Below are 16,931 nucleotides of genomic sequence, written 5' to 3' on the forward strand. Positions count from 1 at the left end.
AAAACTTAAGATGAGCCGTTCTGCTAAAGAAAGCTACTGAGGTTTTTCGTCACAAAACAAAAAACGGGTGCAATAGCACCCGTTTTCATTTGTGTGGTTTCATTTTTTAAAAGGTTTTCGTGCTAGACGTTTTGCCCTAATTTCATTTTAAATTTATACCAGTTGGTATATTTATCTGATTTTGTTTATAGTGCTGTACAAAATAACAGTATGAACGTGCACTATGTTAATTAACCTTATTTCTAGCGAACCCATTTCCTTTTTAATAGCCTTCGTAAGTGTGTGTGCTTTTTCACTTTATTCATTTATTCGTGGTCAGGCGAATGCCACCAAGATAGCACAGCTTTCGCAAATCAATGAGCAGCTACAAAATGACTTGAATAGCGAGCGTATTGCTATTGCCAAGCTTCAAGCACAAAACGATGCGCACCAAGCAAGAATTCAGGCCCTTCATGCTGCGCATGAAGATAAGCTTGCGTCTATGAATGCATCTGAACAACGTCTGCATACGCAATTCGAAAATTTAGCAAATCGAATATTTGAAGAAAAACAACAGCGTTACTCTCAACAGACAAAACACAACATAGAAGCTGTACTCGCTCCGTTTAAAAATGAGTTAGAAGGTTTTAAGCGTCAAATATCGGAACAACATATTCGTGAAGGGCAAGAACGCGCATCGCTTAAAACCGAAATATTAAGCTTAAAAGCACTTAATCAGAAAATTACAGAAGAAGCGGCAGCACTTACCAGTGCGTTAAAGGGTGATAATAAAAAGCAGGGAAACTGGGGCGAAGTGGTGCTTGAACGTATTCTTAAAGAGTCAGGTTTACGGGAAGGTCACGAGTTTGAAACTCAGATGTCTGCAACATCGGAACAGGGCAAGCGATTCCAGCCTGATGTGGTGGTTCATTTACCCAACGATAAAGATGTAATTATCGACTCAAAAGTTAGTCTTGCCGCGTACGAACGTTATTACAACTGCGAAGATGAACCCGAAAAAGCGCAATTTTTGAGTCAACATGTAGCGTCTATTAAAGGTCACATAAAAGGCCTTGGGGCTAAGGATTACCAAACATTGAAAGGCATCAAAACGCTAGATTATGTTTTACTTTTTATCCCTATAGAACCAGCATTTCTTATTGCAGTAGAAGAAGAGCCTGAATTGGTGACTATGGCACTTAATCACAACATAATGCTGGTGAGCCCAACTAACTTATTGGTAGCGTTGAGAACCATTAACAATATTTGGCAGTACGAGTATCAAAATCAAAATGCTCAGCTCATTGCTGACCAAGCGGCTAAGCTTTACGACAAGTTCGTTGGCTTTGTGGTAGATATGGAAAAGGTTGGGAAGTCTATGGATACCGCTCACGCAAGTTACGAACAAGCAATGGGCAAATTGACCAGTGGTCGCGGGAATATAGTCAGGCAAATTGAAAAGTTTCGCGAACTTGGGGTGCAGCCAAGCAAAAGAATGTCACAGCACCTTCAACAGCTTTCGAAAGACGATTAAAAAAGGCCGCAGATGCGGCCTTTTTTTCATATAAAGGAAACGTTATGAACGTTTCATACGTCTACGTAAGTAGACCGCTGGAGCTAGAAGTAGTGCAATCCAGCCCATTGAACCACCGCTTGAACCTCCGCTTGAAGGTTGAGGTTGTGGAGTAGAAACATTACTCACATTCACTGTAGTTTGCGCAGTAACTGAACCTTTACCGTCAGATACAGTCACTTCGAATTCAAGTGTAGCGTCAATTGAAATCGAAGGAGTGCTAAATGTGAGCGTTGCCGTGTCAGCGTTGGTTAATTCTACATCCTGCCCGGCTGTTTGAACCCATGAGTAAGATAGGGTATCACCGTTACGGTCACTTGCTACTGCTTCAATAGTTCCAGTTTCACCTTCAATTACCTCAATAGTCTCTGGTACTACTATACGCGGTAGTGAATTGTCACAATCTGCTGTATCACCGGCAACGACTTCGTTAAATACAGGACCTTCTATATTGGAAAATGTTACATTATCGATAAACCATCCAAAGTCGCTTACAGCTGAATCTGAAGCCATACGGAAACGGAATTTAACGACGTTTCCGTTGAGAACTTCGTCAAACACTATTGACTCTGTATTTCCTGCAGTACTAAAGTCGGCAGCTAAATTACGACCGCTGAAGACTGCTCTACCACTTAGAGGTTGGTCAGCAATCTCACCAAGGACTTGATTATAGCCCCCGTTTGTAAATTGACCAAAGTTAGTGGCATCTTGCCATTCACCGCCGTTTATGCTGATTTCGACAACACCACCGTCATAGCCGCTCTCAATTAGATAAGCATGCCAGAAAGATATGGTGAAGTTACCGTTGAAACCAATTTCAACAGTATCGGTTTCATATGCTACATCAGAAATAAAGTCGTTGTTTCTGATCAGCATAGTTTGAGCACCCAAGTTAACGCCTGGATTCCTAGACTGAAAGAAATTTGTGTTTACCGTATCTACAACACGAGTTCCAAGAGCAAGGCCATCACCATCTATAACATTTTCTACAAAGTCTTCAAAAAGAGAAACTGTTTCCATATCGCTGGTCGATGAACCACCGACAGGTGCTTTCTTGTCGAAGTCAAAGTTTACAGAAGCTGTTAGCGAAATAGGTTCAGGCTCGACAATGTCATCACCTTCAACTTGCTCAGGGAAACGAATCTCTAACTCAATTTCATCCGCTGTTCCAGCCCCTTCTAATGAGACTTCAATTCCATCAACTGTGGAGGAACTAAAAGGCGTCATATCGCCGAACACAATAACGCCATCGTTTTCAATTACAACATCATGATCGCTTACAACTACAATCTGTCCGGTTACTCCCGTTAACGACTCGCTCCCGCTATTATTTACAGTTACCGATAAAGTAGCTGTCTCGCCATTGTCAAGAATGCCATCAGCACTACAATAACCAACAGTTTCACCATCATAATTTGCATCTAGTGTGAATGATGCTGCTGTAAACGAGGCTAACTCTACTGCGTTAGATTCTACTACATTCATGAGATCAGCATCGAATCTGTCTGGAGAAATTGCTCCCAAACCCATACCACGCTTCGCGAAAGCAGCAATCGATAATTCAAAATCTTCAGGGTTATTTGCGTAAACTGAGGCAAGAATTGCATCGCGAGCTTCGGTATAAGTTGGCGCAACAGGCGTCATCTTATAACCCTCTACGATATAGCGAGACATCCGGTCTCGACCTTCGTCAAAACCGTGCTCATTGACAAGTGCTACGTACATCTCCCAAAGAGTTACTGCCCAAATTTCGCCAGCACCGTGAGGGGAAGCATTTGTCGTAGCAGGGAACCCATCTGGGGCTGCACCTGTAGAAATATGTTGGAAAGTGAACGGGTTAATTTCCATGTTTGTCGAATAAGGTGCGCGACGAATACCACGGAAAAAATCAGCTACAAAAGTTCCAACGCCATAGTTTGCCTGAAGCATGTCATTACCAGGAATGGCAAGGTCTTCTTCTTTAGTAACAAATAATAAGGCGTGTACGTCTGACCAACCTTCACCCATCGCACGACCTTGGAAATTTATAAGACCGCTTGCGTTTCCAACTAGGCGATTTTGAATGTAGTGACCAAATTCGTGAGCAATAATTGCATTGTCAAAAGTTGAATCTTTAAGAGGGAAATTGCTAAACATTTCAACTTGAAGGTCAATGTTTGCGTCAACTTCAGCATAAACCTGACTACCTTCTTCAAAGTTTAGACCCATGCTAGGAATTGATACTAAAGGGTCAGTTCCTCCCATAGGAGCGGGTGTTCCATCATCAATATTGTTTACAATTAACGCTCCGATAGCACCAGCTTCTTGTGCGTTAATTACTTTTTCAGTAAAGGCACAACCGCCTCTATCAATTATTGCAATATTACCAGCTAGAGCGTCGCTATTGATTGCGGGCTCGCAACCATCTGTTTCGGAACCAGCTGTTAAGTCGCCGTCAACCAAGCGTACGACACTACCTGAAACATCTGAATATTGTTGAGGCCCAAACGAAGCAATTTGACTTGACTCTAGTAAGCCTAAACCATCAACGTTAGTAACGACTGTTCCCCAGTCTTCGCCAACAGTCGCATCTTTATCGTTCCATAAATATTGCTGCATACGAGGGCTTGAACCGTCTGCTGGCGTTGCCATGTTAGCGTTGTTTAGTCCAGAATAATCCTGCGCTTGAAGCTCTAAAGGATCTCCTTCAAAACCACCACGATCGTAGTTTGACAGTTGCGCATTCCCAGATGCTTCATCGAAACCATAATCATAATAGTAGTCGTGTAAGAAATTGGTCATGTAAAACAGGTTTACAATGGCAGCTTTTCTGTTGTTATAACTGTTTGCGCGCTCGTCATCACTAAGTACGTAGTCAAAGGTGTTTTGCGACGTTGTTTCAGCAGTAAAGTCACCATTATTAAAACCTTGCGGGGGAATTACGTCTGCGTAAGCAAACGCATTGTTTCCGGATGTAATGGTCGCTCCTTCTTCCAACCATGGATCTTCTGTGCTTAGGCTTTCATAGTGAGAGAGAGTAACAAGAGATGCATCAAGAATCTCAGTTGGATCATTTCCCTCAGTTAGTTGGGGGATGACGTCGCCGTGAGGTCCTTGTAATGGGTAACCATTTTCCTTAGCGTAAGCCCTATATGTAAATTCTGTTGAATGTGCTACGAGGTTGTTTTTCAATAAAACTTTACCTGAATTAGCATCTACCACATAACCAAAGTACTCACTTTCCACACTGTTAACATCTGCAACAGACACTTCAACATAATATGCGGCGATCAACCCATTGTCGCTGTCAAAATATACTTTTTTAGCGCGAGGCTTACTATCAACGACAAGGTCGTTCGAAAACGGCGTTGCGACAAAAGTTTCATACTTTTCATTTGCCGAATCAGCATCAAGACTTAAGTTGATGTCCCCAGCATTAAGGTCTTTGAACGCTATAGAAACTGCGGTATTCGAATTACCGAAATCCATATTAGGTGCAATCTGACCTTCTGGTAGAAGATTCTGTGAAAAATAACCAGAGCCAGCAACTAATGAATACTCAGCGTTTAACATTACGCTGTATTCACGATTAAATACTTCTACCCCCAAAATATTTTGTCGATATTTTGCAATGCGGCTACCTTTACCAAGGTCATGCATGTAAACGAGATTTGCGCTATTAACTGTTGATTTTGTGCGATTGACACCTGTTAATGCAGATAGGTAGTAATCAGCAGCAAACTCTGCGCGTGCCTCAGGTTCTAGGGCTGAAAGACTAGGTGCTGATAAATTTTTTGGGGCCCATACAAAGGTCGCCTTGCCCATTTCGCTATCAAACTGACTAGCAATGCCAGATACTGTTGGTCTTGCGGCCAATTCACGTTGGAAGTCAGCATCGTGGCTTGTTGCGTTAAACGATGACGCTTTTGAAACAGAACTGCTATTTGAAAGCTTTGTGTAATTAGTAGGGACGGCGTCCACGGCTGTACTGGCAAGAACAGCAGCCACGGCAGCTGACACTGTGGTAAGTTTGAGATTTAACATGTTGTTTCCCTGGTATTTTTTTAAGTGACCTTATTATGGTCTTATATTTTGCTGTTAGCTCTTATCCGATAATACATCTGTCAAAGCAAAGTTTTGTCCTACGCTTTTAACATCAGCAGAATGCGATTGTGATGAAAAAGAGCCAATTTAGAAAATAAGGTCTTACACTCAACAAAGGCAAGAAAAATTCTGTTTATTAGCTAACTTTAATTGTAAAAAATTGTTTATATTTACTTCCTAAGTACCAAGAGGAAACAAAAACAGTGAACCTAAAATCAAAAATTAATTTACATATCAAAATGTTATCGATACTAGTAACAAGCGTAGCGGTCATAGCGTGTAGTAGTGAAAACGAAAAAGCTGTTGTAATGAAAGAAATTGTGGGAGAAGGCGAGAGTAATAACAGTGATAAAGCAAAGGATATTACATATGAAAACAAAGTAGAGTCCGTCATTGGCAGCAAAAATGAGCAATCAGCTTCTCTTGATATAAACGGTGAGAAATACAAACTACTCTCTCATGATTTTAAAGCGGGAAGCAAAGTAAGAAATGTACTAACTAACGAGATTGGAACAGTGATGGGATCTTTTTATGTATCGATAGAAAAAAAGATGGAATTTAACAAACTTAACACTCGCTTCAAAATAAAGCCATTATCTAACGATACATTTGAATTTATCCCACTAGACAGAAAAGCTCATCTACTTGAAATTTATAGAGAATTAAAACTCACTCCTGAATTTTTGCATGTTGAAATGAATATCATGTTTTTAGGAAGTCATGACGGCGACGCAAAAAAGCAGTTTTAAGACGATATTTTAAAAACAGAGGAAGGTTACTTCCTCATTCCCGACTGTTAACTAAGCAAGCCAGCATTCACACTCTGTTTACAGGGTTTACATCTCCTTCACGTGATTTAGGATGTTTGTTTCGTATTGGCATGGAACGATAGGAGGTTTATACCTTAGTAATTCATAAAAGCCAATTAATGAAAATGACACTCCTGCTTCTCCTCAACTAGCATATTGTTATCACTATAAGTCGCTATTAACCCTCATATTTAAGGGGAGAAAAACGTGAAAGACAGAAATCATTTGGCCGAAGTAAAAACAACAAGTAAGGTCGAAATTATTACTAAAGGGGTTGTTGATATCCCAATGCTGCAGATCCTTTCTGCTGAAGGTGAACTCATTGAAAAAGCGGTTGAGCCTGACCTCAGCAAAGAGGAAGCATTAAAAATATTTAATACCATGCATTACATTCGAGTATTAGACGAACGTATGGTGGGTGCACAGCGTCAAGGTCGTATTAGTTTTTATTTGGCCAGTACAGGTGAAGAAGCAGCGTCAGTAGCAAGTGCTGCGGCACTATCGGACGACGACATGATAATGTCTCAGTACCGTGAGCAAGGCGCATTGGCGTACCGCGGATACACCACAGAACAATTTATGAACCAAATGTTTAGCAATAAAGACGACCCGAACAAAGGACGTCAAATGCCTATCCATTATGGTGACAAGCCACTTAACTTCATGACGATATCTTCTCCACTAGGCACACAGATCCCTCAAGCATCTGGTTACGCCTATGGCCAAAAAATGTCGGGTAAAGATGTGGTTACTATCTGTTACTTCGGTGAAGGTGCAGCCTCAGAAGGGGACTTCCACGCAGGGCTGAATATGGCCGCTGTACTAAACTGCCCAGTAATCTTCTTTTGCCGTAACAATGGCTACGCCATTTCAACACCAGCAGAAGAGCAGTTCGCAGGTGACGGCATTGCGTCTCGTGGCTTAGGTTACGGTATTAAAACTATCCGTGTTGACGGTAACGATGTGCTAGCTATTTATGCTGCTACCAAAGAAGCCCGTCGTATTGCCATTGAAGAAAAGTGCCCTGTGCTTATTGAAGCCATGACTTATCGCTTAGCGGCGCACTCTACATCAGACGACCCAACAGGCTATCGCTCTCGTGAAGAAGAAGATAAGTGGCGTGCAAAAGACCCTATCGCTCGCATGGCAAAATGGTTAGAAAGTAAAGGCTGGTTTGACGAGGCGGAAAACCAAAAGCGCGTCGATAAAGCAAGACAAGACGTTTTAGCAGCAATGAAGAGTTGTGAAAAAACAGACGTATGTGCCATTGAAGACATTGTCGAAGATGTATACGACACACCACCTTGGCACTTAAAAGAACAGCTCAGTGAATTGAAAGCGCATATTAAAAAGTATCCGAAGATGTACCCTAAAACAGCAGGGAGAGTAAAATAATGGCTAAGATGAACCTACTTCAAGCAATTAATAATGCACTCATCACAGCCATGACCGAAGATGAAAAAGTGATGGTCTTTGGTGAAGACGTGGGCCATTTTGGAGGCGTATTCCGTGCGACCAGTCATCTTCAGGAAAAATTTGGAAAAGCACGTTGCTTTAACACGCCGCTTACCGAGCAAGGCATTATCGGCTTTGCCAACGGCTTAGCTTCACAAGGCTCTGTACCTGTTGCTGAAATTCAATTTGGCGATTACATTTTCCCTGCGTTTGACCAAATCGTGAATGAAACAGCTAAATGGCGCTATCGTTCAGGCGGACAGTTCGATGTGGGTACGCTTACCATTCGTACACCTTACGGTGGCGGTATCGCAGGCGGCCATTATCACAGTCAATCACCAGAGGCCTTCTTCGCTCACTGCCCGGGATTAAAGATTGTTATTCCTCGTGATCCATACCAGGCGAAAGGTCTGTTGCTTGCGTCTATTCGCGATAAAAACCCCGTATTGTTTATGGAGCCTAAGCGTCTTTACCGTGCTTCAGTGTCAGAAGTGCCTGAAGAAGATTACGAACTACCGTTAGGTAAGGCAGATATCGTTCAAGAAGGTAGCGATATCACGTTACTGGGATGGGGCGCGCAAATAGAAATTCTGCAAAAAGCCGCAGAGATGGCACTTGAAGATGGTGTGTCGTGTGAAATTATCGATTTACGCAGCATATTACCGTGGGACGTTGAAACGGTTATGCAATCTGTAATGAAAACAGGTCGTTTATTGATAAACCACGAAGCACCGCTAACGGGTGGCTTTGCGAGTGAAATTGCCGCGAGCATTCAAGAACGTTGTTTCTTATACCTTGAAGCGCCTATTGCAAGGGTGTGTGGTTTAGATACGCCGTATCCTTTGGCACACGAAAAAGAATATATGCCAGATGAAACGAAGACGTACGAAGCCATAAAACGTACGCTTCACTACTAAGCCGGGGGACGATGAAATGACAATTGAATTTATCTTACCGGACATTGGTGAAGGTATTGTTGAATGTGAACTTCTGGAGTGGTTAGTTTCTGAAGGTGAGCATATAGAAGAAGATCAACCTGTCGCGGAAGTAATGACCGACAAGGCTACCGTGCAAATTCCTGCAATGCATGCGGGTGTGGTTAATAAACTGCATTACGCGGTAGGCGATATTGCTAAAGTGCACGCACCGTTATTCTCTATGACACCAGATGATGCCGACGCTAACTCACATACACAAGAAGACGCGCAAGCGGAAGTAAAAGATAGTGCGGCTGAAACAGCGACAGCGAATGATAGTGCTTCTTCAGGCGCTTCAAACGGCAAGCGCATCGAAGACTTTATTTTGCCAGATATTGGTGAAGGTATTGTCGAGTGCGAAATTGTAAAGTGGAACGTGGCCGAGGGCGATGAAATAGAAGAAGACCAAGCCGTTGTAGAAGTAATGACCGACAAAGCTGTGGTAGAGATCCCCGCTAAAAACGCAGGTACCGTGCATCGTCTTTACTACGCGCAAGGCGATATAGCGAAAGTGCATAGTGCATTGTTTGCGCTAGAAGTTGCCGGTGAAGCTACAATTACCAGTGGTACTAATGACGAATCACCATCGGCAAACAACAGTGCTTCAATCGTTGCACCTCAAAGTTCAGTGAACACGCAAACAAACGGTTCAAGTCAGCAATCAGCGCAAGTGGCACCATCAAAGTTCAGCGACGGCGAATACGAGCCACCTATTGCTATAGAAGGTAAGGTGTTGGCTAGCCCCGCGGTAAGACGTGTTGCAAGAGAAAAGAATATCGACCTTTCTACTGTGGAAGGCTCGGGTAAAAAAGGGAGAATTCTTAAGTCTGACGTGTTGAATACACAACATTCGAATGTTGACACGTCGCCCCAAGATACCTCGTCTCAAAATACGACATCTTCTGCGCCAAGTTCATCTACCGCAGATAAAGGTGATTCAAACAGCACAAGCACTGTGCTTAAAGGTAGCGTTAGAACAGAAAAAGTACGCGGTATTCAGGCCGCTATGGCGAAGCAAATGTCGGCTTCGGTCTATACTATCCCGCACTTCACAGTAAGTGACGAGTTGGTAATGGACAACCTGATGGCGCTACGCAAGCTGCTTAAACCTGAATTTGAAGCGAAGAACGTAAAACTCAGCTTTATGCCGTTTTTCGTTAAAGCAATGTCATTGGCACTTAATGAGTTCCCTGTAATTAACAGTCAGCTTAACGAAGACGCCACTGAGATAAGCTACTTCGCAGACCACAATATTGGTTTTGCAGTAGACTCTAAAATTGGTTTGCTTGTACCGAATATTAAGCGCGTACAAGACCTCTCGCTTTTAGATATTGCTGTTCAAATGCAGGATATTATCGAGCAAGCCAGAGCAGGGCGCGTGGCTGGCGAGCACCTTAAAGGCGGTACGATTAGTATCTCTAATATTGGTGCGATAGGTGGTATTACCGCAACGCCAGTAATTAATAAGCCAGAAGCTGCCATTGTTGCTCTTGGCAAAACGCAGAAACTTCCGCGTTTTGATGATGAAGGGAACGTTAGCGCGCAAAATATCATGGCGGTTAATTGGTCTGGTGACCACCGTATTATTGATGGTGCGACAATGGTGCGATTCAATAATCTATGGGTGAGTTACCTGACACAGCCAGAGAAAATGTTAATGCACCTTAAGTAAACGCCCGTTGTTCAATCAGGATTAATGTAACCTGATTGGCGTAAGCAAAAGATGAAAATGGCCAATATTAAAATGTTGGCCATTTTTGTTTTGTATACCTCAAAGCGCGATGGCGTTATTATATCGCTTTATAAACAAACATGAATTTTACTGAGGTTTTGTGCTTAGTTATCAACACGCCTTTCATGCGGGCAACCATGCTGATGTCATTAAACATCTTTGTTGGATTGGCGTTATCAACGCATTAAAGAAAAAAGATAAACCTTTCACGCTATTCGACACCCACGCAGGCGCTGGCGCGTACCATTTAACCGACGCTATGTCGTCAAAAAATAAAGAGTACGAGACAGGTATTTCTCGTTTGCTTATAGATGATAAAGGCGCTCAGGACTTGCCAGGCTTGTTGGCCGACTATTTATCGTTGTGTGAACCATTTTTAGCACAGCAGCAATATCCGGGCTCGCCTGCAATAAGCGCAAAAGCGAAAAGGGATGGTGATAACTTACACCTAATGGAACTTCACCCTGCGGAATTCGATAAACTAGACAACAACGTGTCCAGTTTACGCACCCGTAATAGCCACGTACATAAACGAGACGGGTACGAAGGGCTTCGTGCACTCACGCCGCCTAAACCCAATCGCGGTGCTATTTTAATCGACCCCCCTTATGAGCGCGTGAATGAATATAGCGACCTTGTTAAGGGTGTAGAACAGGTATTCAAACGCTGGCAGCAGGCACAAATTGTAGTGTGGTATCCACTACTTTCAGAGAGAGCTGGCGCGAAAAGTGGTGCAAGTGAAGCTATGTGTGAAAAGCTTGCAGCAATGGGTAAATCCTGTTTTAAAGCAGAAATATGCGTGGCAGAAAATACCGCTGATGCCGGAATGTATGGTTCGGGCGTATTCGTTTTAAACCCGCCTTGGCAATTAGATGCTAATTTAGAGAGCGCGTTAGAAAGCGTTGTTGGTATGCTAGGTGAAAATGAAACGGGTTATCACGCTACAGCGCATGTTACCTGGATAAACGAAGATAATTGATTGCTGTGCAGTTTAACAATGGTAAGCGTATTGTTGCTGATTAATCCGTTTCAAATAAGTCACTAAAAGCGTGAAGTAAAAAACATGTCGCAACTCAAAGGCCTAAAACATTTCTATATACCCGATGAGCAGTCCATATATCTGCTATCCCACGCGGATGCGAAAAAACTAAAAGACTGGGTAAACCTGTGTATCTCACAGTTAGAAGGGTTGGGTTACAGTGACATCGAACTTTTAGGAAAAGGGGCTTTTGGATTTGCGTTCGCAGGGAACGCGCCAAGCGGTGAATCACGGGTATTTAAGTTCTCGCGTATAACGTTACCGCAGCATGTGCAAGATAGACTAGAAGAGGAAGCATTCATGCTCTCTCACGTTAATCACGAGTTTGTGCCGCGGTTTATTGAATATCAACAAATACGCAGGCAATCCATCTTAGTCATGGGGCGCGCGCCTGGCGAAGACCTAGAAAAAGTCAGCTTGAAAACTGGGCCACTGTCGCCCCGTATCATCGTCAAAATCGCAGTACAAGTAGGCGAACTTTTATCAAGCTTTCGCCAATACAGTGAAAATGGTGAGATTAAACCCATTGTGCACGGTGACATCAAACCCTCGAATCTGGTTTGGGATACTGAAAATGAAACTGTAGGCTTGATTGATTGGGGCTCTTCAGTGTTCGCACAGACTGACATTACGGGGCAGTATGTGGGTAACAATGTCATGGATTTAATGTCAGGAGAGCTACACCAAACCAACGCCCGGCTTGGTGATGTTTATTTTATTGGAGAAGAGCAACTTAATGGCGCACTTTCCAGCCCACGCTTTGATGAACAAGGCCTGGCGAGCACCCTGTATGCGTTGGCATCAGGGCAGTCGTGTCGTTACGGAAGCAAGGTTATTACACCGTCATCCCTCGGACTACCCAAAATGCTCGCCAATATTTTGGAGCACATGCTAAGTGAAGATCCTATAAAAAGAAGACAAGGCGGAGATTACCTGTTTAATCACCTTCACGTTTTGAAGAATATGGTCTTCACACAAGACAAGCCAGCACAATACACACCGTTAATACCAACATGGCTAGCTCACACACAAAACCGTGCTGATATTGAAACCGTCGTTTACAGTTCTCGAAAATCTTACTTACGTCAACAGGCAAGGCTGTCTGATTCATTAGATGAGAAAGACGTAGAGGAACTTCGTTATATAGACGATGCGCAATTTGATCGCTACTACAAAAACTATTTACAGGGCATGGGTGATACTGAAAAAGCGTTTGTTTCGGCAATTAGCAGGCTAGGTCGTTACCCTGTGGTTGGCGGTATGGCTGTGCGCTGGGAGCCTGAAGGCATATATGTTGATTCCAGCTTGAACTTGTATGATGAATCAATGAAAGCAGCGTTTGATTTAGCAGTGAATAATGTCATTAATTTAGCAAGGGCTATTCACAAGCCCGCGGTGTTCAAATGTTGTATGTTCAACGCCAAAAATACACTGCACATTGAACGCGAAAGTGAAGATGAAGACTTTAAACCTGCTGGCGGTATGTTTATACCCTACGAACTATCACGGATTTCTGCACAAAAAGATGAAAGCCGAACTCACTCATACTTTGAAGATGGTGATGATCCTGATGAATTACTAAAGCTGCCCCAGGAGATAATCGATACCATCGTCCAGCTTAATACAATACATCACACTGGTTGTATTATATTTGAAGCATTACCAAGGCATCTGAAAATTCACAACTATTATACCTTGCTAGATCATAGCCAAGAAGAGCGCTTCCAAACATTGTTAGCGCAACTCGTACAGCAAATCCCCAAAATAAAAGGGCTAGGCATTTCAGGGTTTATGAAGTTACCCTATAAAGATACGCGCTTTTTCGAGCATAAAGCAAAATTGCCTGAGAAGTACTATCCGCGAAACCCAAAAGCAGTAATTGAAGAGAACGCACACCATGTCTGAAATTAAACTATCATCACTTTTTGAACTTGAGACAGTAGAAGCGGGGATTTATCGAGGTCAAAGCTGGGATTTAGGCTTCCGCGCCTTGTTTGGTGGACAAGTTCTGGGTCAAGCATTAGCCGCAGCCTATGAAACCGTGGAGGCAGGAAGAGTCGCACACTCGTTTCATACTTATTTTTTACTACCCGGCGATGCTAAAAAGCCCGTGGTTTACGATGTCGAAATAGTGCGAGACGGCAGAAGCTTCTCTGCTAGACGGGTTAAAGCCATTCAGGATGGTAGAAATATTTTCTATATGACCGCGTCATTCCAGGTGCCACAAGAAGGTATGGAGCATCAGAACCCAATAATGCCCGATGTGCCTGCGCCGGAAGACGTGCAGTCCGATATAGAATTCTATGAAGCTAACTTTAACAAAATTGCACGGCCTATGCAGGAAGCACTGAGTTACCATAAGCCTGTAGATATTCGTACTATAGATGCGGCTAACTCGTATCATTCAGCTAAGCGTGAGCCGACCCGCTATATCTGGTTAAAAGCAAGAGATACAATGAACGCATCACTATCTGTACATCAAGCCGCGCTTGCCTATGCATCAGATTACCACTTTCTTAGCACATCCCTTCAACCTCACGGTGTTGCGGTAACCGATAAGTCACTTCGCATTGCAACCATCGATCACGCTATGTGGTTCCATCGCCCAATAAATATGAATGAATGGCTATTATACGCGATGGAGAGCCCTTTCAGTGGAGGGGCAAGAGGCTTGGTTCGCGGACAAATTTTTAACCAAAGCGGTGAGCTTGTCGCATCGACCATGCAAGAAGGTCTCATGAGAAAAGTAGACGAATAGGAAAACAGTTATGCGCTATAAATTAGGTACAACGTCACCGCAGGTTCATGAAAGTACATTTATTGCGCCTGGCGCACATGTAATTGGCAATGTTGAGCTAAAAACAGGTTCGAGCGTCTGGTTCAATGCAGTAATACGCGGCGATATGGATAAAATCACGATTGGTGAGAATACAAATATCCAAGACGGCAGCGTACTACACACCGATGCTGGCATTCCTTTAGTGTTGGGTGAAGGCGTAACAGTAGGGCATAAGGTCATGCTGCACGGATGTGAGATAGGTGACTATTCATTAGTTGGTATTAATGCTGTTGTATTAAATGGTGCAAAAGTTGGAAAATATTGCATTATTGGCGCTAACGCATTGATTAAAGAAAACATGGAAATCCCAGATTACAGTTTAGTCGTGGGATCGCCTGGAAAGGTTATAAGGACTATGGACGAAAGCATTCAACCGAAGTTGAAGGCGTCCGCCGACCACTATGTTAACAACGCAAAATCATATAAAGCGTCATTGCAGCCAATAGATGACTAAATTTTAAGCGGAATTTGTAGTCGCAATTTTGTTTCCCCATAAAAAATGCCCAGAACAAACGTTCCGGGCCTAGGGGAATGGCTCATTGCTGAGCCGTGCGCTAACTTTTACAGGGAGAGTTTAAATAAAATATTTTAAACGGACAATGATTATAGAATACATTTGTTTATTTTATAAACAATTTATGTGTGAATTTTATCTTACACTCTCAACAATATTTAAATTGTAGAACTATTACGTTACTTATCAATGAACTAAAATCTGGTCGGATGTGATGTTTTTTTAATATTTAAAGTGTACATATCATATCCACATATTGACCACATTTTATCCACTTAAAGAAAGTTTCTTCCTTTATACCTCTATTAAATATCTTAAAGCATTCCCATTCATGTTATTTATGTTCAATACAGACGGTTGTACCATGCCATTATCCTTGTAGTATGTCGCTAACGCTAATGTTAAACGTTTATAACAGAGATTATAAAAACAGGCCCTTACATTCATACGAGGATGGATTATGCAATCATTTTCTACTTTTATACCCCCTGAACGAACTTTGATGGGTCCAGGACCATCCGACGTTAACCCTCGAATTCTAAATGCCATGGCGAGACCAACGCTAGGCCACCTCGATCCGTTATTCATTGAGTTAATGGACCAAACCAAACAGCTATTACAATACGCGTTTAAAACCGAGAATGCTTTAACTATGCCTATTTCTGCTCCGGGTTCTGCTGGCATGGAGGCATGTTTTGTTAATCTCGTAGAGCCAGGCGATAAAGTGTTGGTTTGCATAAATGGTGTATTCGGCAATCGAATGGTCGAAAACGTTGAACGATGCGGTGGTGAAGCCCTTACTGTTAATAACATATGGGGAGAGCAAACTGATCTTAACGCCGTTGAAGATACCCTTAAAGCGAATCCTGATATTAAGGTTCTCGCCTTTGTACATGCCGAAACATCAACAGGCGTTCGCAATGACGCTAAAGCACTCTGTGAGTTAGCTAGAAAATATGATTGCCTTAGTATTGTGGATGCAGTTACCTCACTTGGCGGTATTGAATTAGACGTTGACGGTTGGGGCATCGACGCTATTTATTCTGGCTCGCAGAAATGCTTGAGTTGCGTACCGGGAATCTCTCCCGTTTCATTTAGTGACAAAGCGGTTAGCGTTATTCAAAATCGAAAAACGAAAGTTCAAAGCTGGTTTTTAGATATGAACCTGATCGTTGGATACTGGGGGCAGGGGGCAAAACGTGCCTACCACCACACAGCGCCAGTTAACAGCATGTACGCCATGTATGAAGCGCTTCTAATTTTAAAAGAAGAAGGGTTAGAAAATGCGTGGCAACGTCACGCTTTGAGTCATGAAAAACTTGCACATGGGTTAAGCGAACTTGGGCTCGAACTAACAGTAGACAGTGCTTATCGTTTACCTCAATTGAATGTTGTGAAAATTCCAGACGGCGTAGACGATGCTGCTGTTCGCAAGCAATTGCTTGAAGATTTCAATTTGGAAATTGGCGCAGGGTTGGGCGATCATGCAGGTAAAGTATGGCGAATTGGTCTTATGGGGTACGCATGTAAACCCCGTAATATAGACCACTGCCTCGCTGCATTACGTACTGTTTTAAAGTAAAATTAATATAGATGGTCTTTACTGTACGTTCTTGCAGTACACAGGTACTGCCAAAAGACGCCTGAAATCATACGTAAAAGGTCAATTGGCTCTGAAATTACAGCCAACACGTTCAGCGATGTGCTCAACTGAACTGTTGGCTTATTCTAGTTTAAAATACTAACGCAACTTAGCTTCCCACTTAAAATTCTCTTTATTTGACTCTTACCTTATAAAACACGCATCTTGGCGAAGCGCTATCTATTGTTGTCTCAGTTCAGTGCTAACATTTCAATTTGGGCGTATATTCATAAACTATTCAGTTCAACACATTTATCCTTTAGGAAACCTAATAGAAAGGCGCTAGTAA

General features: G+C 42.7%; 11 protein-coding genes. 10 read left to right on the forward strand and 1 reads right to left on the reverse strand.

Annotated elements, in window-relative coordinates; all coding sequences use genetic code 11:
- The first annotated feature begins 223 nt into the window (after positions 1 to 223).
- On the forward strand, positions 224 to 1,513 hold the full coding sequence (rmuC, locus tag E5672_RS06970; protein WP_136781538.1) for a DNA recombination protein RmuC: 1,290 nt from the start codon (positions 224 to 226) through the stop codon (positions 1,511 to 1,513).
- Positions 1,514 to 1,555: 42 nt separating this feature from the next.
- Here rmuC and E5672_RS06975 read toward each other — a convergent pair whose 3' ends face one another.
- A complete protein-coding gene (locus tag E5672_RS06975; RefSeq protein WP_136781539.1) occupies positions 1,556 to 5,575 on the reverse strand; it encodes a rhombosortase-dependent M36 family metallopeptidase in 4,020 nt (1,339 codons plus the stop codon).
- A 263-nt stretch (positions 5,576 to 5,838) separates the two neighbouring features.
- Here E5672_RS06975 and E5672_RS06980 point away from each other — a divergent pair, with 263 nt between their 5' ends.
- From E5672_RS06980 to E5672_RS07020, 9 genes are all read left to right on the forward strand, one after another.
- On the forward strand, positions 5,839 to 6,384 hold the full coding sequence (locus E5672_RS06980; RefSeq protein WP_136781540.1) for a hypothetical protein: 546 nt from the start codon (positions 5,839 to 5,841) through the stop codon (positions 6,382 to 6,384).
- A gap of 267 nt (positions 6,385 to 6,651) precedes the next feature.
- Entirely contained in the window at positions 6,652 to 7,839 is a 1,188-nt protein-coding gene (locus tag E5672_RS06985; protein ID WP_136781541.1) for a thiamine pyrophosphate-dependent dehydrogenase E1 component subunit alpha, read from the forward strand.
- On the forward strand, positions 7,839 to 8,816 hold the full coding sequence (locus tag E5672_RS06990; protein ID WP_061095031.1) for an alpha-ketoacid dehydrogenase subunit beta: 978 nt from the start codon (positions 7,839 to 7,841) through the stop codon (positions 8,814 to 8,816). The genes E5672_RS06985 and E5672_RS06990 overlap by 1 nt, the downstream gene beginning before the upstream one ends.
- A gap of 16 nt (positions 8,817 to 8,832) precedes the next feature.
- Positions 8,833 to 10,548, forward strand: a complete 1,716-nt coding sequence (locus E5672_RS06995) for a dihydrolipoyllysine-residue acetyltransferase (protein WP_136781542.1) — start codon at positions 8,833 to 8,835, stop codon at positions 10,546 to 10,548.
- Positions 10,549 to 10,708: 160 nt separating this feature from the next.
- Positions 10,709 to 11,587 carry a 23S rRNA (adenine(2030)-N(6))-methyltransferase RlmJ gene (locus tag E5672_RS07000; RefSeq protein WP_136781543.1) on the forward strand — a complete coding sequence of 293 codons (879 nt, stop codon included), beginning with the start codon at positions 10,709 to 10,711 and terminating at the stop codon, positions 11,585 to 11,587.
- 84 nt (positions 11,588 to 11,671) lie between these two features.
- Positions 11,672 to 13,552, forward strand: a complete 1,881-nt coding sequence (locus E5672_RS07005) for a protein kinase domain-containing protein (RefSeq protein WP_136781544.1) — start codon at positions 11,672 to 11,674, stop codon at positions 13,550 to 13,552.
- Positions 13,545 to 14,405, forward strand: coding sequence for an acyl-CoA thioesterase II (gene tesB, locus E5672_RS07010; protein WP_136781545.1), 861 nt, complete (start codon positions 13,545 to 13,547; stop codon positions 14,403 to 14,405). Before E5672_RS07005 ends, tesB begins: the two co-directional genes overlap by 8 nt.
- A gap of 10 nt (positions 14,406 to 14,415) precedes the next feature.
- Positions 14,416 to 14,940, forward strand: a complete 525-nt coding sequence (locus E5672_RS07015; protein ID WP_136781546.1) for a gamma carbonic anhydrase family protein — start codon at positions 14,416 to 14,418, stop codon at positions 14,938 to 14,940.
- 520 nt (positions 14,941 to 15,460) lie between these two features.
- Complete coding sequence (locus E5672_RS07020) at positions 15,461 to 16,582, forward strand: pyridoxal-phosphate-dependent aminotransferase family protein (protein ID WP_240692177.1); 1,122 nt, start codon at positions 15,461 to 15,463, stop codon at positions 16,580 to 16,582.
- Positions 16,583 to 16,931: the final 349 nt, after the last annotated feature.

Origin of the sequence: Alteromonas portus, from assembly GCF_005117025.1 — a bacterium.
GTDB lineage: Bacteria > Pseudomonadota > Gammaproteobacteria > Enterobacterales > Alteromonadaceae > Alteromonas > Alteromonas portus.

Coding starts and splice junctions, on each gene's coding strand:
- E5672_RS07020 (WP_240692177.1), top strand. CDS start 15,461: ATGCAATCATTTTCTACTTTTATACCCCCTGAACGAACTTTGATGGGT.
- E5672_RS06990 (WP_061095031.1), top strand. CDS start 7,839: ATGGCTAAGATGAACCTACTTCAAGCAATTAATAATGCACTCATCACA.
- E5672_RS06975 (WP_136781539.1), bottom strand. CDS start 5,575: ATGTTAAATCTCAAACTTACCACAGTGTCAGCTGCCGTGGCTGCTGTT.
- rmuC (WP_136781538.1), top strand. CDS start 224: ATGTTAATTAACCTTATTTCTAGCGAACCCATTTCCTTTTTAATAGCC.
- E5672_RS07005 (WP_136781544.1), top strand. CDS start 11,672: ATGTCGCAACTCAAAGGCCTAAAACATTTCTATATACCCGATGAGCAG.
- tesB (WP_136781545.1), top strand. CDS start 13,545: ATGTCTGAAATTAAACTATCATCACTTTTTGAACTTGAGACAGTAGAA.
- E5672_RS07015 (WP_136781546.1), top strand. CDS start 14,416: ATGCGCTATAAATTAGGTACAACGTCACCGCAGGTTCATGAAAGTACA.
- E5672_RS06995 (WP_136781542.1), top strand. CDS start 8,833: ATGACAATTGAATTTATCTTACCGGACATTGGTGAAGGTATTGTTGAA.